This is a genomic window from Phormidium tenue FACHB-1052 (genome assembly GCF_014696675.1).
GTDB lineage: Bacteria > Cyanobacteriota > Cyanobacteriia > Phormidesmidales > Phormidesmidaceae > Nodosilinea > Nodosilinea tenuis_A.
In genome coordinates this window covers 58886-82033 of sequence record NZ_JACJQN010000020.1, presented here as the reverse complement: position 1 = coordinate 82033, position 23148 = coordinate 58886, and the positions used below count along the sequence as shown (strand labels likewise).

Genomic DNA, 23148 nt, shown 5'->3' with positions numbered 1-23148 from the left:
GGCTCAGCTTAAGGGAGAGAATTTGGCACGATTTGGAAACGACAGGTGCTCCATGGCGTTTTCCCAACTCCTGTTTCACGCGCCTAGGCAGGCAGCAGACCGTTGAGGAGCGCAGTGGCGAGAAACGTCGCCCCAATGCCGCAGATCACCAGGCCCGCTTGCTGCACGAGGTGTGTCGTAGACCGTTGGGTAAGCTGTCGCCCCAGAAGGAAGGCGGCGATCGCGATCCCCAACTGCACCGCTGTAAACCCAGCTAGATAGGCCACTAACGGCATCGATTCTGCGCCAAAAATGGCCTCGCCGTAGGCAAAGCCGTGGAATAACCCAGCTAGCACCGCCAAACCAGCGATCGCGCCGCTCTGGGGTCGGTTACGGAGTGCCAGCAGCACCCCAGACCCAAGCACCGAGCCAGCAATCACCAACTCTGCTGCCGGTAGCGTTAGCTCCGCTAGGTGCAGCCCCGTACCAACCATAGCCGCCATCACAAAGGCAGCAGGAATCGCGATTCCCCAAGTGCTAACGGCTGCCAGTAGGCCCACCGCTACCACAAACGCTAGATGATCGAGGCCAATGATGGGGTGGGCCAGACCCGACAAAAACCCCTCGGCAAAGTTGGCGGGCACTCGGCCCCCAAGCGGATGGTGGGCCAGGCTGGGCAGAGGCAGTAGCAGCAGCAGGGCCAGAGCTCCTACCGCGCCCCTACCCGCAGACTTGGATAGCAGACCGGCTCTGATAGTTCTCAGGGCAGCAACGTGATAACTCATCCGTACCTCGCAGACGAAGAAAGAACAGTGGAAAGCAGATCGGCGATCGGCGGGCGTTCTGGCTCGGCTACTTTGTGGTTGGCGAGATAGCTCCGTTCAACCCCAAAACAGCTTCACAGCTGCGGGACAGCGGCAGTCTTGCACTGCACTTTCCCCCTTGCCTCCAGTGGCTGATCCCCACCGGAACCGACAGCGCCCAAGCATCATAGCACCGGGTGAATCCGGCCCCGCCGTTGGTTTATCAATAGTCACCTGGCGCACTACAGGCAGCCAACGCCTGACTCTGGGTGCGCTAGCATCGAGCAAAACCTACCTCTGCCCCCAATGGTTTCATCGTCTCGTCTGGCTCGGCAAAAAGAAATTATTGAAGTGGTGCTTGGCAACGGCTGGGACTATATGCGGCGGCTGTTGGTGGGGGGCAAAGCCGATGAGCCCGAGATTCCGCCCCCAGCGGTGCTGCGCAACATTCTGACTGACCTGGGGCCGGTCTACGTCAAGCTGGGCCAGCTGTTGAGCACTCGACCCGACCTCATGCCCCGGGCCTACATTGAGGAACTCAGCAGCCTGCAAACCACTGTACCCTCGGTAGACCCCAAGGAGATCGAGGCCTACATTCGTCAGCACCTGGGTAAGCCCCCCGAGGAGCTGTTTGAACGGCTGGACTATCAAGCGATCGCCGCCGGTTCCATTGCCCAAACCCACAAGGCCGTGCTCAAAGATGGCCGCCAGGTCGCCCTCAAGGTGCAGCGCCCCGGCATTGAGCGCCAGGTCGAACGCGATATGACTCTGATTCGCGATATCGCCCGGCTGGTATCAGCCACCCAGTTTGGCCAGCGCTACAACGTCGTGGAGTTGGCCGAAGAGTTTGCCGATGCCATCAATGCCGAACTCGACTTCACCACTGAGGCGGGCTATACCGACCAGCTGCGGCGCAACCTGTCTAAAAGCGCCTGGTACGACGCTAGCCAGTTGGTCGTACCGCAGATCTATTGGGATCTGACCAATACAAAGATTATGACCATGGAGTGGCTGGAAGGCACTCCTCTGCTCAAGGCCGATTTGCTGGCCGAAGATGCCCACAGCGATGTCGTTGGCCTGCGATCGGCTGCCACCACGCTGCTGTTTCGGGCCTTCTTCAAACAGTATTTTGTGGATGGGTTTTTCCACGCCGATCCCCACCCCGGCAACATTTTTTACTTGGCAGATGGTCGCCTGGCCCTGCTCGACTGCGGCATGATGGGCCATATGGATCCTCGCACCCGCAATACCATGACCGAGATGGTGCTAGCGATTGTTAGCTGTGACGCCCAGCGCTGCTGCCAGCTCACCCTGCAACTGGCCGAACCCCTCAAACCCGTCAACCTGGCGCGCCTAGAGAGCGACTATACCCGGCTGCTGGGTCGCTACTACGGCCTCAGCCTAGAGCAGATCAACACCGCCGAAATTTTTGGTGAAATCTTGGCGGCGGGCATTCGCAACAACCTGCGCTGGCCCGCCAACGTGGGGTTGTTTACCAAGTCCCTCGCCAATCTAGAGGGGGCGGTTCGGCAGTTTAACCCCGGCGTCAACCTGCTCGAGGAGGTACGCCCGCTGATGGCCGATCTGTTTCGCCAGCAGATGGTGGGGGATGACCCGCTGCAATCGCTGCTGCGCACGGGGCTAGAGTTTCGCAACCTGTCGCTGAGTTCGCCGCGCCAGCTGGGCTTTTTGCTCGATCGCCTCAGTTCAGAGCAGCTCAAGTTTAGTCTCAGCATTCAGGGGCTAGACGACCTGCGCCGCAGCCTAGATGAATCTTCTAACCGCCATGCCTTTAGTACCGTGGTGGCGGCGCTAATCATTGGGGCGGCGATCGTGTCCACGGGGCAGCAGACATCCCAAGGGCAGATCTTGAGCATTATTTTGTTTGCGGCGGCCAGTTTCTTTGGGCTATGGCTGCTGTTTAGCATTGTGCGACCGCGACGGCGGCGGTAGACTGTGCCCAGCGTTTAGGGCCTTTGCCGTTAGCCTCTCTGAGCTTTGTACTTATCTTTAAAGAGCGCCTGCTGAATTTTGTGATCGACGATGGGGGCAGGGTAGTCGCCGCGATCGCGCTCCCTAATCTTCCCCGTCACCAAAGCTCCTGTATCCAGCGAACGTAGTTCCGGCACCCACTGACGGATGTACTCGGCCTCGGCGTCAAACTTTTGGGCTTGGCTGGCGGGGTTAAAAATCCGCAGCGGTTTGGGATCCATACCGCTAGAGGCGCTCCACTGCCAGCCGCCGTTGTTGGCCGACAGGTCTCCGTCTACCAGGTGCTGCATAAAATATTTCTCGCCCCACTGCCAGTTAATGATCAAATCTTTGGTGAGAAAGCTAGCCACAATCATGCGGCAGCGGTTGTGCATCCAGCCGATTTCGTTGAGCTGGCGCATGGCGGCATCGACAATCGGGTAGCCGGTGCGCCCCTCGCACCAGGCGGCAAAGTGATCGTCGTTGTTGTCCCAAGGAAAATCCTTCAGCGGCTGGCGATAGGGGCCATCGGCCAATTCTGGAAAGAAATACATCACGTGCTGGTAAAACTCGCGCCAAGCCAGCTCCTGCTGCCAGGTCTGCACATTGTTGCGGGTTTCGTCGCTGCGGCTGCGCCCGTAGGCAGCCTCGGCGGCGGCCCACACCGTGCGAATGCCCACAGCCCCAAACTTCAACGCCGCACTGAGCCGCGAGGTGCCATCCACAAAGGGAAAGTTGCGCTGCTCGTCGTAGCCTTCGATGGCTTGACTGCCGTCGCAAAACTCCTCCAGCCGCTCCAGGGCACCCTGCTCCCCCGGCTCGACCGGGAAGCCGTTCTCCCAGCCAAATCCCAAATCCGCCGGGCTGGGCAAATCGATGCAGCCCGCCTGCTTCGCTGCCTTAACCTGATGAGCAGTCAAGGATTTCAGCCCCTCCGGTGTCGGCAGGGGCGCAGCCTTAGATCGCTTTACCCAGTTGCGCCAGAAGGGGGTGTACACCGTGTAGGGGTCGCCTGCGCCGGTGCGAATGTCGCCCGGCTCGTGGAGCAGCTGATCCCAAAAAGTGGTGCGAAACTCTATGCCAGCTTCCTTGAGGGCCTCGACCACCGCCGTATCGCGCTGGCGCGAGTAAGGTTCGACATCGCGGTTCCAGTAAACGGCATCGGCAGCTAGCGCCTTGGCCAGCGCCGGAATCTGGGCGCGGGGATCACCCTGGAGAATGAGTAGCTGGCCACCGGCTTGGGCGTAGCTATCCTGCAATTTTTCCAGACAGCCGATCATGTAGGCAACCCGTGCCGGGGCGACATCGCCGTTGCCCAGAATGTCGGGGTCGAGGCAAAATACGCCGACTACTTGGGGGGTGCGATCGCGCGCCGCTGCCAACCCGACATTATCTCCTAGGCGCAGATCGCGACGGTGCCAAAACAACAGTAAATCGGCCATAGATGCAGCTCGCCCTTGCTCAGCAAACCGATTCAGTATAACGACATTAGCTCCTCGGGTTGAGCAGCTTTTATTATGGGGCAGCACCCGTTTGTCGGCGGCTCACCCTAAGGAGATCAACCATGCTGCAAAATAAGCAAATTATCATGCGTACCTTCAATGGCTACCTCGACTTTGTCACCGAGAGTCAGCCCACCCTGTCGCCCGATGTGGCCTGCCAGGTGGCGGCTCTGCTGACCCAGGCCGAGTTCAACCTGCAACTGTCTGAGCACAGCCGCAAGGCCTAGTTTTTCCGCTAGTTCTTTAAAGGGACGTCAGCCAAGGGCATCGGGGCCAATCCACCGATTGGAACGCCAATGGTGGACAGTCGGTGTCCGTAAGCCGCTGTTTGAATTCGCTGCGGGGGTAGCCTGATGCCCAGGCTGCCCTACGTTTTGTGAACAGATATTGAGAAAAGCTGTACGGGTTTAACCGCGCGATCGCCACTATCTTACGTTTGGGATCCTAACAGGGTATAAGCAAATCAACCCATTACTAATCGGTTTGATTACGAATCCCGTTCAGCCAGGGGTGAAAAAGGCAAGACAGGCTCCAGGTTTTCCCGTAGTATCAAAGTTGTGTTAGGTCTGCTCAGAACAAATCCTGGAAACGTTATCCGAAGGGTGTTCTGTAGCCTAAAGATCGATCTGCAATCTGTATTTGACGAGAGGATAGCACCATGGCAACCTACAAGGTTACGTTGATTAACGAGGCTGAAGGGCTCAACCAAACCATCGACGTCGATGACGATACTTACATTCTTGACGCTGCTGAAGAGCAGGGTCTAGACCTGCCCTATTCCTGCCGGGCTGGGGCTTGCTCCACCTGTGCTGGCAAAATCACCGCTGGCACCGTTGACCAATCCGATCAGTCCTTCTTGGATGATGACCAGATCGGCGCTGGCTACGTGTTGACCTGCGTTGCCTACCCCACCTCCGACTGCACCATCTTGACCCACCAAGAAGAAGAACTCTACTAGGTCTGAAGCGCCTGGTCGCGCTCGGCGGGGCCAGGCCTCCAAACGGGTTTTCTGACAAAAAAAGGATGCTTCGCCAAAGAAGCATCCTTTTTTTATGACTAGTGCTTTAAACGCGCACCAGAGGTATTATTTCGCTGCCGCGATACACTGCTCTACCAAAGCTGCAACCTTATCGACGTTCTGCCAGCCGAGGATTTCGGTCACCTTCTTCTCCAAGTTTTTGTAGGAGCGGAAGAACTCGGCGATCTCGTCGAGGCGGTGGGGGGCGACGTCGTCCAGCGATTTGACGCTGCGGTAGCGGGGATCAGCGGCGGGTACGCAGAGGATTTTCTCATCGCGATCGCCGCCGTCGATCATCTCCAGCATGCCGATGGGCCGCGCCGCAATCACACAGCCGGGGAAGGTGGGCTCATCCATCAGCACCATGCCGTCGAGGGGGTCGCCATCGTCCGCCAGGGTGTTGGGCACAAAGCCGTAGTCGTAGGGATATTTCACCGACGAAAACAATACCCGGTCTAAAATAAACGCGTTTAAGTCTTTGTCAAACTCGTACTTGTTTTTGCTGCCGCCGGTAATCTCCACCAGCACGTTGATCAGTCCCGGCTCAGGCTGAGCTGGAATACGCGATAGATCCACAACACTACTCCAATCAATAAAAAGCTGAATGTACAGGGCAGAAAGCTTAGACTTTTCCCCAGCGCACGGCTAAGTACGGTCGCCAGGCTTCCGCACAAGTCCTGCCGCCATAGTATTCTACGGGGCAGTGGCTCCTTTTCCGCATGGTTTAGTCTACCGCCCCAAACAAATCAGCAGAATTATTAGGCGGCAATTCTCCTCTGTGGACACTGCGTGAACGTCCCTATAGTGCGCCCTACCCGTGCCCTGGGTCTTGCCCTAGCGCCCCGCCGCCGCTGGTACCGAGAAGGTCGGGGGTTGTTCTAGTTCTGCCGTCGCCGTTGAAAAATGGGCGACTACAAACAGTGGCAGAGTTAGGGTTAGTACCGCAATTAAAATGCCCAACACGTTAGATGAAGGACTAGGAGGTTCCCCCACAGGGGTATCCGGTTGACTGGCAGAATCCATACAGTGAGATAACAGAATTCAACAAGGGATATCAATCTAAGGTCGAGGCCGAGGCCCAGAAAGCTCAGACCATCCCACATATCCAACCTTCGTAGGTAGACTCGGTCGAGACTACCACCGACGTGTACTCATCCTGGACGAGAGTATCGACGATCTTGGAGTAAAAAATGGTTCCATTGAAACTATATGCAAGGTTATAGCAATCGATCCATGACATTGATCACTCCAAAGGCTGAACCTTTGGCCAAACCAAGGCTACAGGTTTAAACCACTTCTGAATCTAGCATTCCCGACGGCTGCGGAGAACTACGGATATCACACTCCCTACTCCCCACCCTCCCGCTTCTCCAACAGCAGCCGAATCGCCCGCATTTCCTGCAATATCTGCCGCATCAAGTCGTGGGTGATCGTCTCTTCGGGGGGCTGCACCTGAATGGTGGGATGCAGGCCCAGTATTTCTTCAGCGAAGCGGCGCACTTCCTGGGGACGAAATTCAAGGGGCTCGTCTTTGTCGCGGCGCACTTCGGGGTTGAGCTTGGTTGGGTTGTAGGGAGGGTTGAGGTTGCCGGGGTCGGTGTTGGCGTAGCGGTAGACCGAGGCCCGCGATCGGTTGAGGTACTTTTGCACCGCGTCTACCGACAGCAGTGCCCCGATATCTTCGGCGGTTCCTATCCATTTGGAGGTTGGGGCAGGGGTGGCACCGTCAGTGGGGTTGACAACAAAGGGCGAATCGGGGGACATAGGGCAGAACGTAGCGGATCTGTGGCTACTGTATCAGGTTCATCCTGGGCTGGAATGCCCTGTAACAGAGCGTGCCAAAGGGCGATCGCCTGGGTAAAGGTGTGCTAAAACCTTGGCAGCGTTAACTAGGATTTACGTGTGAAGGGCGATCGCAGGCAGACTCAGCGACAAATCTGGCGACAGTGGCGACATTTGCCAGGGCTGGCTGCCCTGATGTTTGGGGTAGGGGCGATCGCCGGGCTCACGGCATCGCGCTGGTCGCCCACTCCCTCGCCGGGGGCGGGAGGCGACATCACCCCAGCCCTGCGGGTGCGTAACGTGCCGCAGCCCATTGTGTTTAACGGTCGCCCCCGCATCGACCCAATGCCCCAGTTCAAAGAGGTCTGGGAATGCCAGGTGGTGGTGGTGGGCGGCTCCCTCGGTGGGGTGGCTGCCGCTGCCCACGCCATGGCCAGCGGTGCCACCACCTGCCTGATCGAAGTTGCCCCCTGGCTGGGGGGGCAGATTAGCTCCCAGGGTGTCTCTGCCCTCGATGAATCGCTGCGCATGCGCCAGGCCAACAATCTGTCCCCTAGCTGGCAGCGGTTCCGACAGTTGATTAAGCAGCAGGTGGTTAACCTGCCGACCTGGAGCCCAGGCGGTAGCCCGCGATCGGTGGCCGACATCAATAGCTGTTGGGTGGGCACCCTGTGCTTTCCCCCCCAGGCCGGGGCCAAGGCCTCAGAACAGTTCTTAACTGATACTAAGCCCAGCGCCCCTGCCAGCCGCTGGGCCGCGATGACGGCGTTTAAGGGAGCTGAGTTTGACGCCACGGGCCGCCGCATCACGGCGGTCTATGGGGTACGGCGCATTCCTAAAGATCCTGGCTATCAGCCTGTGGGACGACTGTCGGCGGAGCTGGCCGAGTGGTATAGCTGGTCGCCCACCGCCGAGTTTGATCGCGTACCCGTCAAGCTCCAACCGCCCCCTGGCCAGCCAATGATCGTAATTGACGCCACCGACACGGGCGAGCTAGTGGCCTGGGCCAAGGTGCCCTACCGGCTCGGGTCTGAGTCGAAGGCAACCACGGGGGAGCCTAACGCCGCCGCCTTTGACAACCCCGACTGTACCCAGGCCTTTACCTACCCCTTTGCCCTCGGCATTCACAATGACGGAGGCGATAGCCTGGCGGCTCTGATGCGGCTACAGCCTACCTACGGCCTCCATGAACACCAAGCCTCGTTTGATTTAGAAGGATTTCCGTTTTTTGCGGGCAAGAGCGTCTTTCACTACCGACGCATCGTCAGCCAAAACCGGGGCAATCCCTACACCAGCGCTCCCGTTGCGGGCGACATCTCCATGATCAACTGGAACCGGGGTAATGACTGGAACTGGATGGATCCACCGCTACTGCTCAACGCCACTGCGCTAGAGGCCGCTGGCCAGCACCAAAACTGGATGGGGGGCCTATCAGCGTCAGCGCTTAAATTTGGCGAAGAGAATGCGCTGATGTTTGCCCGCTGGCTGCTTGAAACCCAGTCTGGACCCAACTATCCACTGGCCTACCTCTACGGAGCCGATAGCCCTATGGGCACGCTGTCGGGCCTCAGCATGGTGCCCTACTTTCGCGAGGGGCGGCGAATTGTGGGCCGCGCTGCCTACGGCCAAGATGAGTTTATGATTCGCGAAAACGATCTGCGCTACGATTTTCCCGGCCAGCGCGATTTTAGCCCCACCACCGTTGGGCTGACCCACTATGCGATCGATATCCACGGCTGTCGCTATCGCAACTGGCTGCCCTCAGGAGAAGCGGTTTCCGCTCCAGCCCAGGAGCCCCGAATCAAGCCGGTGCAGATTCCATTGGAGAGTCTGATTCCCCAGGGGGTCGACAATTTGCTGATCGGCGGTAAGCCCCTAGCCGCTACCCATATTGCGAACGCTTCAACCCGCATTCACTACGGTGAGTGGCAGGTGGGGGCTGCCGCCGGAGTGACCGCAGGCTGGTTAGTATCAGCCAGTGCGCCTGTCGGTGACCCAGTCGCTGTGATCCCCAGTGGGTCTATGGGGGCACTCCAGGAGGTCATGCGGCTGCAAGGGCTAAAAACCCATTGGTAGCGTTGCGATATGGGCTAAAAGCAGTCTGGCTCAGCAGGGGCGGACGGAGCGTTAAATAGAGCAAATACCTGGCGACAGCAGCGCCTCAACCGTTCACGACAGGTGGGATCAGGGGCAACCTCGCCTGAGAACGCCCAGTTATCGATGGTAGACAAGCTCCAGCGTTTGCCGCGATGGTCAAATCCGGCCAGGTCAAGGCCGATCACCCGATATTTCTCTAGCTGCGTCAATTTTTGGTTGTCGTCTTCAGGCTCACTGTACAGGCGAATCTGCACCAGTAAGCTGCGGCACTGAAACAACCGACTCACCCCAGGGAAATGAAACCCTACATCAATGGAGTCGGGATCAACCAGGTCGCGGGTACCAGGGTCATTGGCCCAGGGCTTGAGGTCGGCTCGCAGATCGGGAAACTCGGCCTTAAAGAGACCCACTACGGCGGCAATTTTGCTGGCAAACTCAATGCTGCTGGCCTGTTCTGCTGCGTTCACGCGACCTACAACGATAATAGGGGAGCCTTAAGCATAGACTAGCGCTCCCCTTTCAACAGTTAACTGGGTAACGGCTGAACAAACTTCGAACCCGTTCACCCACCTCGCAGTTACTGAGCTGAGCCGACGACCCCGCTGCACATTTCGAGCATGCGGTGGTCGTTTTCACTTAGGTCTTCAATGGCGTGAAAACCGTCGAGGTCAAAGGGAACTAGCTCACCAGAGGCATCGCTAGACGCTACCGCAGAATCCTCAACCATGGCCAGGCTGTAGGGGTAGGTGTCGGCTTGGTCGTAGCTGTTGATAACGGTCATGGCGATCTCGGTACCCTGTACTTGACCCTCAAAGCAGTCGAAGGATGAGCTGGGGTAGTAGAGTGCGCCATAAACGCGATCGCCCGTACGCTCTAGCACCACATAGCCTTGGCCAATCTGGTCGGGTTGGGGAACTTGGCCAAACAGATAGCGCTCGCCCACAGGCTCAGCGGCAGTCTGAGCGACCGCTAGCGCCTCCGAGGAGGTTTGATTATCTACAGTTTGAGCTTGGGCAGCTGTGCCCAATGTCGCAGCCGTAACTGCACCTAATAAGACGTAGGAGAGTGCGCGGCGATCGCAGCTCTGGCCCTGGTTTGCAACTCGGTTTACCAGGGAAGATAGGGTGAATTGAAACGTTTTGATACCCATTCTATTGCCCCCTTTTGTTTAACCTTTATAAGTAGCTAATCGATCATTGAGAAAACTCATTTCTCGCTCTAGCTCAAAGCTTCAATGCGCCGCTCCATGCCCCTTTCGGGTTCTGTAGCTTGAACTTAATGTAGTAGACCTCAGCAACCAGATTTACACCCTAACGGCGAACCGTAACAACTCTTGTTAGTGGTGGTCATTTGTTTGCAATCAGCCTGAGTTAGCTGTGATTTTTGCTATCTGCCGAGGGGCGATCGCGCTACACACAACTTGTCTTGCCACTGGGTATAGTTTCAGGCCAATACCTCAATTAGACATCTGTCGATGGGCCAGCTTGGCAACTGGTCAGAATTGGTAGAGGTTCTCAGTTGGGCTGTAGAGACCTGAGAGTCAGGGTAAAATCGTAGGTAGAAACCGGTTTTCAGACTTGTAGGAGACAGTAATGGAGGGTTCCTCCACTTCTTTTGACGACCTTCGGGTGCCCCTCAAACTGCTGTTGTTTATTGACAAGCGGCCTAGCTTGGCCCGGCAAATGCGCCAGATCAAGCAGTATCTGAAAACCCTGGAGACCCACTTTGAGTTCAACCTCGATGTTGTTGATATCGGTGAACAGCCCTACCTCGCTGAGCATTACAAGCTAGTAGCTAGCCCGGCGCTGATTAAAATTTCTCCCGCGCCCCAGCAGATGCTGGCGGGCAGCGACATTGTCAACCAGCTAGAACGCTGGTGGCCCAAGTGGCAGCAGGAGCATCTCGATAGCCTCAATTTGGTAGGGGTGGGGGCCGACTCAGACCCGACGGTTGATGCCCTGGCCCAGGAAACCGACCTCTTGACCACCTCCGCTGAGCTGATGAAGCTCTCCGACGAGATCTTTCGGCTCAATCAAACCCGTGAAGAACTAGAGGCCCAGCTACGTTTTAAAGACCGCATTATCGCCATGATGGCCCACGATTTGCGTAATCCCCTGACGGCTGCCTCCATTGCGGTTGAAACCCTGGAGTTGGGCTACGCCCCTAACCAAACCCGCAACATCACCCTCAGCCCTGAGCTAACAGGCCAGTTGCTAAAGCATGCCAAAACCCAAATTCGAGCCATCAACCGGATGATCACCGATATTCTCAAGGCAGCTCGGGGAGCCTCCATGGAGCTTCAGATTGTGCCCCAGGAGCTGAACCTATCTGCACTGTGCCTAGAGGTAGTCGATGCGTTTCAAAACCGTCTTCAAGAGAAACAGCAAAGCCTAACGACCGAAATTCCCCAAGATCTGCCCACGGTCTATGCCGATGGCACCCAGGTTAAGCGCGTTGTCACCAACCTGCTCGACAACGCCATCAAATACACGCCCGAGGGGGGCCAGGTTTCGATCATTGCGCTGCACCGCACCACCCAAAAGGTACAGGTGGCGGTGGTCGATACCGGGCCGGGCATTCCGCCCGAAAATCGCGACAAAATCTTTGAAGAGAGCTATCGGCTGCAACGCGATGTCACGCAGGATGGCTATGGGCTAGGGCTAGCCCTCTGCCAGCGCATTGTGCGTGCCCACTATGGTCAAATCTGGGTTGACTCGGCCCCTGGGGCGGGCAGCTCTTTTTTCTTTACCCTGCCGGTCTATCGAGCCTAGCTTGAATTGGCCGATCGCCCGCAGCCCACCCCTAAATCAGCGCCCTAAACACCGAGGCCTATGGCAAGATAGGGGCCATGGGAGAGCGGTTTTTGTATTATCTCAGCCCGGCCCTTTGGGGCAGCACACTGGCGGTCTACGGCAGCGGGAGACTCTGGCGTGAGGTTGGGCAACAGGCCGCTCGATCGCGCTGGGCAGAGGTCACTGCTGCGATCGCCTTTCTGTGGCTGCTGGGCCTACTGGGACTCAGTTTTGTGCTGCTCCACGGCGGGCAAAACGCGCTGCTGCCCCCCGGTGCCCTGGCGCTGGCTCGCGGTCTCCAAACCATGCTGGGGATGGCTAATACCCCACCAACCGCCGCTCCGGGGCGCTGGGGGCTGGGCCTGGTGGGCCTGGGGGCTTGGCTCTGCCTGGTGGTCGGCACTCAAAAACTGGTGGAGCTAGTAGCAGGGGTCACAGGGAGCCGTCCGACCTCCCTAGGGCGCTGGCGCGACCGACTGCTGCCCTGGGGCATCACGCTGCTAGGTCTGGCAGTAGCGGGGCTGGTGTTTAGCCTTGTGGGCGGCGCGCCAGAGGCGGGGGCGATCGCCAGTCGGTGGAGCTTTCTAATTCGGCTGGGGCGCTGGGTGTTGGCGATTGGCATTGGGGCTGTAGGTCTGGCGTTGGTATATCGAATCACCCCACAGCGCTGGCTACCCGGTTTGGGGCTGTGGCCTGGCGTCAGGGTCGTCTTAGTCTTGGGCCTAGGGATTTTGGCGCTGCGGCACTGGGGGCTGAGCTGGCTGACTCGCCAGGCGATCGCCTACGATCTCTTGCTGGCCCTTGGCCTCAACCTAGTGACGCTATACGGTCTAATTCTGCTGGTGCCGGTAGGAGCTCAGATCAACCTCAGCCTCCTGCGCTATCGGGGATCAGGGCATCGTTCCTGGGTGCGCCCGACACCAACGCCGCCGCCATCTTTCGATTCTTTCAAAATCAAGCGCCGAGATTGAGCCAGGCCGCCAGTCTCTAGCGAATACGCTGCAAGCTGCTGACGATGCCTAGGCCAAAACACAGCAAAATCAGTAGCCAGATCACCAGACCCGGCAAAAAAGCCAGCAGCGACAGACCCCGTAAAAACCACACAACGGCGGTCAGCCCCAAGGCCGCTAAAAAGAGTTTGGTCAGGGGTTGTAGCGGGTAGCGACGACGGCCCATGGCAGCAATGTCTCCATTTGTAAAGCTTTTACTGGATTACGGAGCAATACTGAGGCCATTGGTAAAAGCCCCGTAATGATACTACCGTTCTCCCTACGCTTTGAAACTGTCTCATCTTTAATAGAAAAGCCAGCGACACAGCGCTAGTATGGCCCAGATACCGTGGCCCTTATTAGGGCAATGAGCAGGACTGGGGTTTGCGATCGCTCCAGAGCCAAACAGCCCCGATAGCCTTAGCAGGAATTGTCGGCTACTGGTACCAACACCGGATCGCATCGTTAGGAGGAATAGATCAATGGTTACTAGCGAAGCTCAAGGTATCCACGAGGTCAAGCAGGACGGATTTCTCGCCCAGTTTTCTCCCACCGACCAGGTAGCGCTGCTTCGGGGAGACGTATTGCTCCAGTCGCAAACCGGCAATGCCAGTGGTGCTGTCACTGCTCACATGTACGTCCCCCTGGCCCGCCCTCAAATTTGGCCCCAGGTGACCAACTACAGCTGCTGGACTCAGTATTTTCCCAATATCGTACACAGCGAAGTGCTAGAGACTGTAAAAACTGCGACTCAGCGCTATCGCCGTCTCTACCAGGTGGGGCGTAAGGGGTTTATGCTGCTGAGCGCCCAGGTCGAAATTTACCTCAAGGTGGTTGAAACAGCCTGTGAAGCGATTCAGTTTCGCCTAGAGCAAGGCACGTTCTCCCACTTTGCAGCCGACCTGCACCTGCAAGATTTCAACCAGGGCACTCTGCTGACCTACTCGGTGCAGGCCGCGCCGACCATTCCAGTACCCTCATTTTTGATTGAACAGGCGATTAAGACCGATCTGCCGGGCAACATGCGACAGATGAGACGGGTGCTGTGTGCCCGCTATGGTGTGGCGTAGGCAGCAGTTCAGGTCATTTACTGCGCTAGTTCAAAATTCTGTGTCTGCCCAACGGCTTAGAGGTTATTTAGGCTGCTAATGGTATCGCTCCACAAAGGCGCGCCCTGCCGACATGGCTGCACTGCTAGTCGTGTAGAAAGTGCCGTCGCTGAGCACGTCTAAGTCAGGCTTTACAATCCAGCACTGGTAGCCCCGGTCTTTATTGTGGCTGACGCCAATAATCCAGCCGGTCATGGCTGAAACTTGCACGACCGAATCCGCGTCCATCGCAGTATCCTCCCGTGGGCCTATGACCTGTCCCAAACCAAGATCAAGGGCAGAGCTGAGCGGTGCTATCGTAAGTCAGATTGGGTCTTGAGTGAGCAAAACCCCCAACTTTCTTCTCATTTTTCCTGGGCTATGCTGTATTCCTGCGCCCCTACTCTGTTGCTATGAGCAATCAAACCCTGCCCCTTGACGATCGCCTCTACCGCTACCTGCTCGACCACTCGGTACACGAGCCTGAGGTGCTAACGGCCCTACGTCACGAGACCGCCCAGCACCCCATGGCCCAAATGCAGATTGCCCCAGAGCAGGGGCAGTTTATGGCGCTGCTGGTTCAGCTTTTGGGAGTGACTAAGGCTCTTGAGGTGGGGGTGTTTACGGGCTATAGTGCGCTGCGGGTGGCGCTGGCGATGCCCCCGGAGGGCAAGCTGGTGGCCTGCGATGTGAGTGAGGAGTATACGGCGATCGCCCGCCGCTACTGGGAAAAAGCCGGAGTTGCTCACAAAATCGACCTCCGCATCGCCCCCGCAACCGAAACCTTAGATCAACTGATTGCTGCTGGGGAAGTCAACAGTTTTGACTTTGCCTTTATCGACGCCGACAAGAGCGGTTATCCTACCTACTACGAGCAGGCGCTGCAACTAGTAAGGCCGGGCGGATTGATCGCGATCGACAATGTACTGTGGTCAGGCCAGGTAGCTGACCCCACTGTGCAAGACACCCGCACCAACACCCTTCGCCGCCTCAATGAAGCAATTCATAACGACGATCGCGTCGTTGCCAGCCTGGTTCCTATCGCCGATGGTCTCACCCTAGCGATGAAACAGCGGTGCTGATCGCCGCTGTCCTGGGCCAAGCCTTACGGCAAATGCAGCAGCGGGTACCAACCTAGAAGTTTAGCTTGTCCACTACGGCGAACAATCTAGTGATTTGGCTGAGTAATTCCCTAAGGTTCCAGTGTTACTTGCCAATACAAAACCGGCTGAAAATTTCATCGAGCATAGATTCGGTGATTTCGTCGCCGGTGATGCTGCCCAAGGCCGCGATCGCACTCCTCAGGTCAATCGTCCAAAAGTCCAGCGGTAGCTGATTCTCAATAGTTTGCTGCACCTGATGGAGCGCATTGCGGGCCGCTGTCAGGGCGGCCCCCTGACGCTGGTTGACGGTGAACTCTAAATTGGCCGTGGTGAGCCGATCGGCGTGGATCGCGCTCAGAATCGCTTGCTCCAAGGCATCGATCCCCTGCTGATTGGCGGCGGCGGTGTGAACTGTAGGCACGTTATAGGGAAGTAAGAGCTGACTTGCAGCATCAGCGGCCACCAAATCCACTTTGTTAACAACCAGGATTAAGCAAGTTTCCTGCACCGACTCGTAGAGCTGCTGGTCGGCCTCAGTCCATCCGGCGGCGGCGTCAATGGTGAGCAGCACGAGGTCTGCGCTCTGGGCCACCTGGCGCGATCGCGCAATGCCCATTTGCTCGACCGGGTCGCTGGCCTCGCGAATGCCCGCCGTATCGAGCACCTGAATGGGGATGCCGCCCACCACCAGCTGCGACTCCACCACGTCGCGGGTGGTGCCGGGCAAGTCGGTGACAATGGCGCGATCGCAGCGGCTCCAGGCATTCAGCAGGCTCGACTTGCCCACGTTGGGGCGACCCACAATCGCCACCTTCAGCCCGGTGCGCAGCAGTTCCCCCGACTCTGCCGTGGCCAGCAGGCGCTCGATCTCGGTCAGCACGGCGGCCAGTTGCGATCGCACCGTCTTTTCATCCAACGGGGGCAGATCGTCTTCAAAGTCAATGCGGGCCTCCACCTCGGCCAGCACGTTGAGGCAGGTCGAGCGCAGCTGGCGGATGGGCTGAGTGAGCTTGCCCTGCAATCCCGCCAGGGCCGTCTTCGCCGCCAAGCCTGACTGGGCCGCCACCAAATCGGCCACCCCTTCTGCCTGAGTGAGGTCGAGCCGACCGTTCAGAAACGCCCGCAGAGTAAATTCGCCCGGTTCTGCTAGCCGTGCTCCTTGACTGAGGCAGAGCTGGAGCACCTGCTGCACCGCCATCAGCCCGCCGTGGCAGTGAAATTCCACCACATCTTCGCGGGTATAGGAGCGAGGAGCCAGCATGAGCAGCAGTAGCGCTTCATCCACAGGCTGCTGAGTGCGAGGGTCGCGCACGTGACCGTAGAGAATGCGGTGGCTTTCCCAAGGTTGTTTGCCGGGGGCGTGAAATAGCTTGTGGGCGATCGCCACGGCCTCCGCTCCGGACAGCCGCACAATGCCGACGCTGCCCTGCTGGGGGGCAATGGCGGTGGCGATCGCCGCAATGGTCTCACCTTGGGAGGGTGCGTTTTCGGGAGACTTGCCCTTAATCGTTGAGAGTAACGCCCGTTGCTGAGCAGCCGCGCCATCCATAGCCTCTATCCTGCACGATGAAGTGATGTTGAAGCCCAAGGCAAGTCTGTTAAAGCACCGATCTACTGGGTAGAATAGAAAAGAATCTTTACGTGTCTCTAAGATTCTACCGCTGAGTTTTTCTGCCTACCCAGGGGTAGTCTACCAAGCCCTTAGGCATGGCTACCCACCCAACCGTTGAGCTGTCTCTAATTTTTCCTTTCCCCTAGGTTCTTGGGGAAACTTAGCCTTTGGTATACCCCGTCTATGATCACTACGTCCGCCGCTGAATCTACCCCCGAACCTAAGCCCGTGATGCGAAAAACGACTCACCCTCAGTGGCGGCGGCAGCTCCGCTATCTGTATCTGCGTTTTTTGCGGCTTCAGGGCACTCCCGAGCAGCTGTCTCGGGGCATGGCCTCGGGGATATTTTCTGGCTGCTTTCCTCTGTTTGGCTTTCAGATGATCATTGGGGTGGGCGTAGCTACGGTGCTGCGGGGCAACCGCATCATGGCGGCGGCGGCCACCTGGGTCAGCAACCCCTTCACCTATGTGCCTATTTTTGCCTTCAACTATCAGGTGGGGCTGTGGCTGCTGGGGGGCAAGGCCACTCAGACCTTTGATAACCTCGACACCCTCAACAGCTGGATGGATATGGGCACCGAGGTGTCGGCACGGCTGATGCTTGGCAGCACGGCAGTGGGGCTAGTGGCAGGCGTGGCCAGCTACTTTGTCGGTCTACCGCTGATTCGGCAGGTGCGATCGCGCCAGCTCGCCCGGCAGCAGCGCCAGCTCGAAGCTCCCTCCGGATTAGAGAACCTTATCCAGACCGTAGATTAACGATTTTAGGGCCATCACCCGGCGAATGCAGAGCAGCACACCGGGCATGAAACTGGCGCGATCGCTGGTGTCGTGGCGCAGGGTGTAAAGTTGTCCTGGCGAGCCAAACAAAATCTCCTGGTGGGCAATTAGCCCCGGCAGCCGCACGCTATGGATATTGATGCCCTCGGGAGTTGTGCCGCCTCGGGCACCGGGAATCGTCTCAGTTTCTTTCACCAGCGGGGTGTTAAAGGTTTTTTGCGCCTCCGCCAGCATTTGAGCAGTTTGTACGGCGGTGCCGCTGGGGGCATCGGCCTTTTGGTTGTGGTGCAGCTCGATGATCTCAACATGGTCGAAGTACTGAGCGGCCTGCTGAGCGGCCTGCTGCATCAGCACTACCCCAATGGAAAAGTTGGGCACAATCAAGCAGCCAATGCTGGCCTTATCGGCAAACTCGGCCAGGTCGCGAATTTGCGCGTTGCTCAGGCCAGTGGTGCCGACGACGGGGCGCACACCATAGGCGATCGCGGCCCGCACCGACTCATACACGCTGTCGGGATGGGAGAGGTCAACCATCACCGCCAGGCCCTCGCTCTGGGCAGCCACCAGGGTTGCCTCCAGGTCATTCATGACCGGCACTTCTAGGGGTTTGTAGCCGATCACCTCGCCAATATCCTGGCCCATCAGCTCAGGATTTCTGCCGATTGCCCCCACTAGCGTGATATCTGGCGCTTGATCGATAGCTTTAATGACCTCACGGCCCATTTTGCCGTAGGCTCCGTTGACCACGACGGGAATAGTCGATTGGGTAGGCATAGAAAAACTTGGTTTAGCGGGCTAAGGAAACTAGCAGATCAGCAAATCCGACGGTTAATCAGCTACCAGTTCTGAAATCTCGAACATTTCAACCTGCCAGCGCTGCAATCGTCAGACCTGACTGACTACTGAAACTTGCGTTCTAGCGACTTGAGATACTCGGTGTTGACCCCCGACTCACGGGGTAGAGAGATTTTGCCGGTGCGAGCGATTTCGCGAATGCCAAAGCGGTTGAGCACCTGCACGATCGCCACCATCTTGCCAGGGTCGCCCACCACTTCTAGGGTGAGAGAGTCTTCAGACACATCGACCACCCTGGCCCGAAAGATTTGGGCGAACTCAATAATTTCAGAGCGGCTGGTGCTGCTCGCATTGACCTTGAGCAGCATTAGCTCTCGCTCGACGCAGGGGGTGTCGGTGACGTCGTTGACCTTAAGCACGTTAATCAACTTGTAGAGCTGCTTGGTGAGCTGCTCGATCACCGCATCGTCGCCGGGCACCACCATGGTGATGCGAGAAATGCCCGAGGTTTCAGCTGGCCCCACCGCCAGGCTCTCGATGTTAAACCCGCGTCGGGCAAACAGACCGGCAATGCGGCTCAGCACCCCGGCCTCGTCTTCAACCAGTACAGAGAGGGTGTGTTTGATGGCCTGCTGAGGAGCCACAGCCGAACTGGGGAGAATAGAAGGGTTAACCATAGGGCCTGGGGATGTAAAAGGTTTCAGCACCAGCGCTGATTCGCGAGACGTTCAAAACTAGCAAACCTCAATACTATCCCGAAAGTCCCTGCCTTAAAACCATCCCTCCTGCACCTTCCACCATTTCTCCTGACAAAACACTGGACTTTCTGGCGTTGCTGAATTGAGGAATGAATTTGCAAAAGCAACAGTTGCTGCATCGGCCCCCCAACCCCCCAATTTTGGGGGACTTTGAAGTCGTCTGGTTCCCCCCAGAATTGGGGGGCTAGGGGGGCAAATCATACTGCTGATCAGCAACGCCGACTTTCTCACCCTCGCCTCTTCAGGGACGTTTTTCCAATGGCGATCGCCTGCCTGAGAGACAGACAACGCCGTTGCTCCTAGTAGAGCCGCTAATGCAAACCGGCACTGGCTCCCTCCTCCCATCGCACCCTTACATCTCTATCTAGCTTGGCTTCACAAACCCCTAAAGCCCGCCCACATCCTCCAGATTGGGTATCCTTGAGGCACTAGCCTACCGTCACTGCATTTGGCATGAGCTTATCTGGCCCCGCTAAAGAGATTCAGTCCCTTAAGGGGCGCTTGCTCGACCTGATTAATTTGCGCCCTGGGGAAGAAGAGCGCACGCTGCTCATGTTTGCCTTTTACACCGCCACCTCCATGGGGATTTTGTGGCTGGAGGTGAGTTCAGCGGCGCTATTTTTGGAAGCCTATGGGGCGGCCAGCCTTCCGTGGATCTATATCTTTAGCGCTGGGGTGGGGCTGGGGCTGAGCGTAGTCTATTCCTGGTTACAGCGGCTGTTTCCGCTGCGTCGGGTGATTGTGATCATTGCCATGCTGATGGCTGTGCCAGTTTTGGGGTTTCGCTGGGGGCTAACGATACCGTGGCTGGCGGCTCCCATGGTGTTTTCGATGCGGCTGTGGATTGAGGCCATCTATGGGCTCAATGACCTCAACCTGTCGGTGACCGCCAACCAGCTCTTTAACATTCGCGAGATCAAGCGGGCGTATCCGATTATTAGCAGCGGCAACCTGGTGGCCGACGTGATCAGCGGCTTTTCGGTCTACCTGCTGCTCAAGCTGATTGGGCTGCAAAACGTTATGCTGCTTGCTTTTGTGGTGATGGTGGCGGGGGCGGCTATTTTGTACCACCTCAGCCGCAACTACGAGCACGCCTTCCCCGACTCACCCCGCCGCCAGGCAGAAGATGCTGAGTCAGTGGAGAGCTTCAAGTCGCGCCAGCGGCTTCAGGGGCCGATCCAGCAGTATGTGGTGCTGCTGTTTTCGTTCTTTGTGCTGGCCCAGATGCTGCTGTTCTCCATTGAGTTTCAGTTCTTCAATCAGCTGGAGACCAATCTTGATGTCGATGCGATCGCCGCTTTTTTGGGCTTTTTCAGCGGCCTGCTGGGGCTGATTGAGCTGTTTACCCAGTGGTTTACCTCCAGCCGACTGATCGAGCGAGAAGGGGTGTTTAAGGTAGCCCTGGTGCTGCCCTCGGTGATTGTGGTGATTGGGGTGATCGCCCTGGTGGGCAGCTACCCCGTGCGGCTGGGGCTGACGGTCATGTTTGTCGGGCTAATTGTGCTGAAGTTTTTTGATGAGTGGTTGCGCTATACGCTGGTCGCCACCACGCGCCCGATCCTGTTTCAGCCGATTCCTGATCAGGTGCGCAGCACGGTGCAGTCATGGGTGGGGGGGATTGCTGAGCCGCTGTCGATGGGGGGCACGGGGGTGGCCATTTTGGTCACTATTGCTGTTTGCAACCGGGTTGGGCTGGTGGATACTCTGGTGCAGGCACGACTGTTTTTGTTGGGCACCGTGGTAGCGGCGCTGGTGTGGTTTGCGATTATGGTGCTGCTGCGATCGCGCTACCTCAACCTGCTGGTGCGGGGAGCCGAGCGCGGCCTGCTGACCTTTTCTGACGCCAACCTGCGGGTGCTGAAGCGGGCCTTTATTGAGCAGCTTGAAAAGCCTGGATTGGATGCCAACAAGCGATCGTGCATTGAGCTGCTCAGCCACATCGACCCCAAAAATGTGGGCGAAATCTTGGCTCCCCGCCTGGAGGCTCTACCTCCAGCCCTTCAGCGCCAGAGCCTAGAGGCGATGCTAGAGTATCCCAACCCGGCCTACACCGCCCAGGTGCAAGAGCTGCTAGAGGTGCCCCACCAGGCTCCCGAAATTTTGGCCCTGGCCCTCCGCTACGTGTGGTTGGCCCAGGAGCGCTTTGATATCAATGATCTGCGACCCTACCTGCCGCCGGAGGTGGATGCGGTGGTGCGCGGTACGGCGGCCTCGCTGATGCTGCGGCGGGGCAACCTACAGGAGCGGGCCGAGGCCACCGCTACCCTGCGCAAAATGCTGGTGCACGACGAAGAGCGGGAGCGGGTGATGGGCTGCCGCGCCCTGGGTGAGGCCGACTATATGGAATCACTCAGTATCTACATTGACGACCTGTTGCAAGACTCGTCGCTGCGAGTGCGGCGGGCGATCTTGGCAGCGATCGCCGCCACTCAATACAAAAAATATTACCCCTCGCTGCTCAAGGCGCTTCAGTACAAGTCAACCCGTGAAGCCGCTATAGCTGCCCTCACCCGCCTGGGCAACGATGCCCTGCCCATGCTTCAAGAGCTTGCCCTCGACAGCTACCGTCCCGAAATCTTGCGTAACCAAGCCTGGCAGGTGATTGGCAACATTGGCACCGTCTCCGCCCTAGAGTTTCTTATTCAAAACCTGATCACCACCTGGGGCAGCACCCGTCGCCACATTCTGCGGATCTTGCTCAGCCTGTACCAAGAGTCAGGGGTAAAGCGATCGTCTCTGATCGACGAGGCCCTAGACCGCATGCTAGGCCGCAGCGGCATCGAAGATCTGCTGAATACGGAGCTGGCCTTTGCCGGGCAGATGCTGGCGGCCAAGGTCGATTTGGCATCCAACCGTGTTGAGGGTATCGAGGCGGATCTACTGCGCAAAGCCCTTGATGGGCTACAGGCAGACGCTACCGAGCGGCTATTTATGCTGCTGCGGTTCGTGTCGCCCGCCACTGCCATTCAGGCCGCCCAGGTGAGTCTCAGCGGATCAGCCGCCCAGTGGGCCAGGGGCATCGAAATTCTCGACAATGTGGTGGATGTGGCCAACAAACGGTCGATTCTGATCCTGCTCGATCGCCGTCTAGACGCCGACAAGCTGAAGCTGCTGGCCCTGTCTACACCGCTGATTGCCTACCGACCCATGCTGCCCCGCGATCGCCTGCGTCAGCTGCTCGACCTGCGCAACTTTTTGTCAGACTGGACGATCGCTTGCTGCTTTCACCTGGCCCGCGTGCAGCGGTGGAATCTCACCGCCGAGCACACCCTGGCCTCGCTCCAGCACCCTACCGGCTTTGTGCGCGAGGCTGTGCTGACCTATTTAGCCGTGGCGTCGCCCCGTGCCCTGCGGGAGCTGCTGCCCCTGATGCAGCAAGACGCCGACCCGCTAGTGCTGGCTCAGGTTAAACAGCTGATCAACACCTATAATCTGGAGCCGAGCCCCTCCGCTGGCTGACGCTTCTGGCCCCCTTCACCCGCCGTTACCCCGTAGAGCAAACCGCCCCCGTATGTTAAACAGCGTCGAACGACTCCTTTTTATTCGTAACGTCCCCATGTTCAAAGAGCTGCGGGATGACTTTTTGGTGCGGCTGGCCTCGGTGATGGATGAGGTGTTCTACGACAGCAACTACACCATCATTACCGAAGGCCAGGAGGGGCGATCGATGTACATTGTGGTGTCGGGCCGCGTTAGTGTGCACATCGGCGGGCAGGAAGTGGCCCAGCTCAAGGAAGACGAATGCTTTGGCGAAATGTCGGTGTTTGATGCCGAGCCGCGATCGGCCTCAGTCACGACTCTAGAGCCCTGCGCCTGTCTGGTGCTCACTCAGCAGCAGCTCTACGATGCCATTGACGAAACCCCCGGCATTGCGGTCAACGTGATTCGCCTGCTCTCGCGCCGCATTCGGGAGCTAAACCAGGATCTCAACCAGGTTAAACAGCAGCTGACGCAGCCTTCACCATTCCCCCAAACCCGACCCCAATGGTATCGACCGCTGCCGTTTCCGCCGTCGGAGCCCCTGGCGCGATCGGGCAGTTAAAGGGATGAAGCTCTGGGGTGCAAGGTTTAAAAGGCTAGAA

At 57.9% G+C, this 23148-nt stretch carries 23 protein-coding genes and 1 riboswitch; of the genes, 11 read left to right on the top strand and 12 right to left on the bottom strand.

The annotated features are described in order from the left end of the window. Window positions 1-83: 83 nt before the first annotated feature. Complete coding sequence (locus H6G07_RS22525; RefSeq protein ID WP_073610437.1) at window positions 84-764, bottom strand: HupE/UreJ family protein; 681 nt, start codon at window positions 762-764, stop codon at window positions 84-86. Window positions 765-795: 31 nt separating this feature from the next. Further along, window positions 796-970: riboswitch (cobalamin riboswitch) on the bottom strand. A 118-nt stretch (window positions 971-1088) separates the two neighbouring features. On the opposite strand from H6G07_RS22525, the gene H6G07_RS22520 reads away from it, so the two are divergent. Next, entirely contained in the window at window positions 1089-2735 is a 1647-nt protein-coding gene (locus H6G07_RS22520) for an ABC1 kinase family protein (RefSeq protein WP_073610436.1), read from the top strand. A 29-nt stretch (window positions 2736-2764) separates the two neighbouring features. On the opposite strand, the gene H6G07_RS22515 is transcribed toward H6G07_RS22520, so the two are convergent. Continuing rightward, complete coding sequence (locus H6G07_RS22515) at window positions 2765-4195, bottom strand: FAD-binding domain-containing protein (protein WP_073610435.1); 1431 nt, start codon at window positions 4193-4195, stop codon at window positions 2765-2767. 122 nt (window positions 4196-4317) lie between these two features. On the opposite strand from H6G07_RS22515, the gene H6G07_RS22510 reads away from it, so the two are divergent. Both H6G07_RS22510 and H6G07_RS22505 read left to right on the top strand, forming a co-directional pair. Then, window positions 4318-4482: a hypothetical protein gene (locus H6G07_RS22510; protein WP_171973082.1), complete on the top strand. Its 165-nt coding sequence runs from the start codon at window positions 4318-4320 to the stop codon at window positions 4480-4482. Window positions 4483-4913: 431 nt separating this feature from the next. Next, complete coding sequence (locus H6G07_RS22505; RefSeq protein ID WP_035992149.1) at window positions 4914-5213, top strand: ferredoxin; 300 nt, start codon at window positions 4914-4916, stop codon at window positions 5211-5213. 126 nt (window positions 5214-5339) lie between these two features. Here the strand turns inward: H6G07_RS22505 and H6G07_RS22500 are convergent, their stop codons facing one another. The 3 genes from H6G07_RS22500 to H6G07_RS22490 form a co-directional block, all read right to left on the bottom strand. After that, window positions 5340-5849, bottom strand: a complete 510-nt coding sequence (locus tag H6G07_RS22500; RefSeq protein WP_073610434.1) for an inorganic diphosphatase — start codon at window positions 5847-5849, stop codon at window positions 5340-5342. A 258-nt stretch (window positions 5850-6107) separates the two neighbouring features. Further along, complete coding sequence (locus tag H6G07_RS22495) at window positions 6108-6296, bottom strand: TLTLP motif-containing protein (RefSeq protein WP_073610433.1); 189 nt, start codon at window positions 6294-6296, stop codon at window positions 6108-6110. A gap of 324 nt (window positions 6297-6620) precedes the next feature. Then, entirely contained in the window at window positions 6621-7037 is a 417-nt protein-coding gene (locus H6G07_RS22490; protein ID WP_073610432.1) for a DUF8631 domain-containing protein, read from the bottom strand. Window positions 7038-7175: 138 nt separating this feature from the next. Here H6G07_RS22490 and H6G07_RS22485 point away from each other — a divergent pair, with 138 nt between their 5' ends. After that, entirely contained in the window at window positions 7176-9131 is a 1956-nt protein-coding gene (locus tag H6G07_RS22485; protein WP_073610431.1) for an FAD-dependent oxidoreductase, read from the top strand. Between the two features lie 14 nt (window positions 9132-9145). On the opposite strand, the gene H6G07_RS22480 is transcribed toward H6G07_RS22485, so the two are convergent. After that, a complete protein-coding gene (locus H6G07_RS22480; protein ID WP_073610430.1) occupies window positions 9146-9619 on the bottom strand; it encodes a Tery_1686 family protein in 474 nt (157 codons plus the stop codon). 110 nt (window positions 9620-9729) lie between these two features. Continuing rightward, window positions 9730-10302, bottom strand: a complete 573-nt coding sequence (locus tag H6G07_RS22475; RefSeq protein WP_073610429.1) for a hypothetical protein — start codon at window positions 10300-10302, stop codon at window positions 9730-9732. Between the two features lie 442 nt (window positions 10303-10744). Between H6G07_RS22475 and H6G07_RS22470 the strand changes: the two genes are divergently transcribed. Further along, window positions 10745-11923, top strand: a complete 1179-nt coding sequence (locus tag H6G07_RS22470; RefSeq protein ID WP_073610428.1) for a histidine kinase — start codon at window positions 10745-10747, stop codon at window positions 11921-11923. A 77-nt stretch (window positions 11924-12000) separates the two neighbouring features. Further along, window positions 12001-12915 (top strand): YhjD/YihY/BrkB family envelope integrity protein, encoded by a 915-nt coding sequence (locus H6G07_RS22465; protein ID WP_073610427.1) that lies wholly within the window; start codon window positions 12001-12003, stop codon window positions 12913-12915. Between the two features lie 16 nt (window positions 12916-12931). On the opposite strand, the gene H6G07_RS22460 is transcribed toward H6G07_RS22465, so the two are convergent. Continuing rightward, on the bottom strand, window positions 12932-13120 hold the full coding sequence (locus H6G07_RS22460) for a hypothetical protein (RefSeq protein ID WP_073610426.1): 189 nt from the start codon (window positions 13118-13120) through the stop codon (window positions 12932-12934). Between the two features lie 295 nt (window positions 13121-13415). Between H6G07_RS22460 and H6G07_RS22455 the strand changes: the two genes are divergently transcribed. Beyond that, window positions 13416-14003: an SRPBCC family protein gene (locus tag H6G07_RS22455; protein ID WP_073610425.1), complete on the top strand. Its 588-nt coding sequence runs from the start codon at window positions 13416-13418 to the stop codon at window positions 14001-14003. A 75-nt stretch (window positions 14004-14078) separates the two neighbouring features. Here the strand turns inward: H6G07_RS22455 and H6G07_RS22450 are convergent, their stop codons facing one another. Beyond that, window positions 14079-14270 carry a hypothetical protein gene (locus tag H6G07_RS22450; RefSeq protein WP_073610424.1) on the bottom strand — a complete coding sequence of 64 codons (192 nt, stop codon included), beginning with the start codon at window positions 14268-14270 and terminating at the stop codon, window positions 14079-14081. Window positions 14271-14434: 164 nt separating this feature from the next. Here H6G07_RS22450 and H6G07_RS22445 point away from each other — a divergent pair, with 164 nt between their 5' ends. Next, a complete protein-coding gene (locus H6G07_RS22445; protein ID WP_073610423.1) occupies window positions 14435-15103 on the top strand; it encodes a class I SAM-dependent methyltransferase in 669 nt (222 codons plus the stop codon). Window positions 15104-15227: 124 nt separating this feature from the next. Here the strand turns inward: H6G07_RS22445 and mnmE are convergent, their stop codons facing one another. Further along, window positions 15228-16673 (bottom strand): tRNA uridine-5-carboxymethylaminomethyl(34) synthesis GTPase MnmE, encoded by a 1446-nt coding sequence (gene mnmE, locus H6G07_RS22440; protein ID WP_084173495.1) that lies wholly within the window; start codon window positions 16671-16673, stop codon window positions 15228-15230. Window positions 16674-16919: 246 nt separating this feature from the next. Here mnmE and H6G07_RS22435 point away from each other — a divergent pair, with 246 nt between their 5' ends. After that, the gene (locus H6G07_RS22435) at window positions 16920-17492 is read left to right on the top strand and encodes a DUF2062 domain-containing protein (protein ID WP_199312355.1); all 573 of its coding nucleotides are present in this window, start codon (window positions 16920-16922) and stop codon (window positions 17490-17492) included. Here the strand turns inward: H6G07_RS22435 and dapB are convergent. Beyond that, a complete protein-coding gene (dapB, locus tag H6G07_RS22430) occupies window positions 17463-18287 on the bottom strand; it encodes a 4-hydroxy-tetrahydrodipicolinate reductase (RefSeq protein ID WP_073610422.1) in 825 nt (274 codons plus the stop codon). The two genes, H6G07_RS22435 and dapB, sit on opposite strands and share 30 nt — an antisense overlap. A gap of 125 nt (window positions 18288-18412) precedes the next feature. Then, the gene (gene ilvN, locus H6G07_RS22425) at window positions 18413-18934 is read right to left on the bottom strand and encodes an acetolactate synthase small subunit (RefSeq protein ID WP_073610478.1); all 522 of its coding nucleotides are present in this window, start codon (window positions 18932-18934) and stop codon (window positions 18413-18415) included. A gap of 585 nt (window positions 18935-19519) precedes the next feature. On the opposite strand from ilvN, the gene H6G07_RS22420 reads away from it, so the two are divergent. Next, a complete protein-coding gene (locus tag H6G07_RS22420; protein WP_073610421.1) occupies window positions 19520-22525 on the top strand; it encodes a HEAT repeat domain-containing protein in 3006 nt (1001 codons plus the stop codon). Window positions 22526-22577: 52 nt separating this feature from the next. After that, complete coding sequence (locus tag H6G07_RS22415; RefSeq protein ID WP_084173493.1) at window positions 22578-23108, top strand: Crp/Fnr family transcriptional regulator; 531 nt, start codon at window positions 22578-22580, stop codon at window positions 23106-23108. Window positions 23109-23148 lie beyond the last annotated feature (40 nt).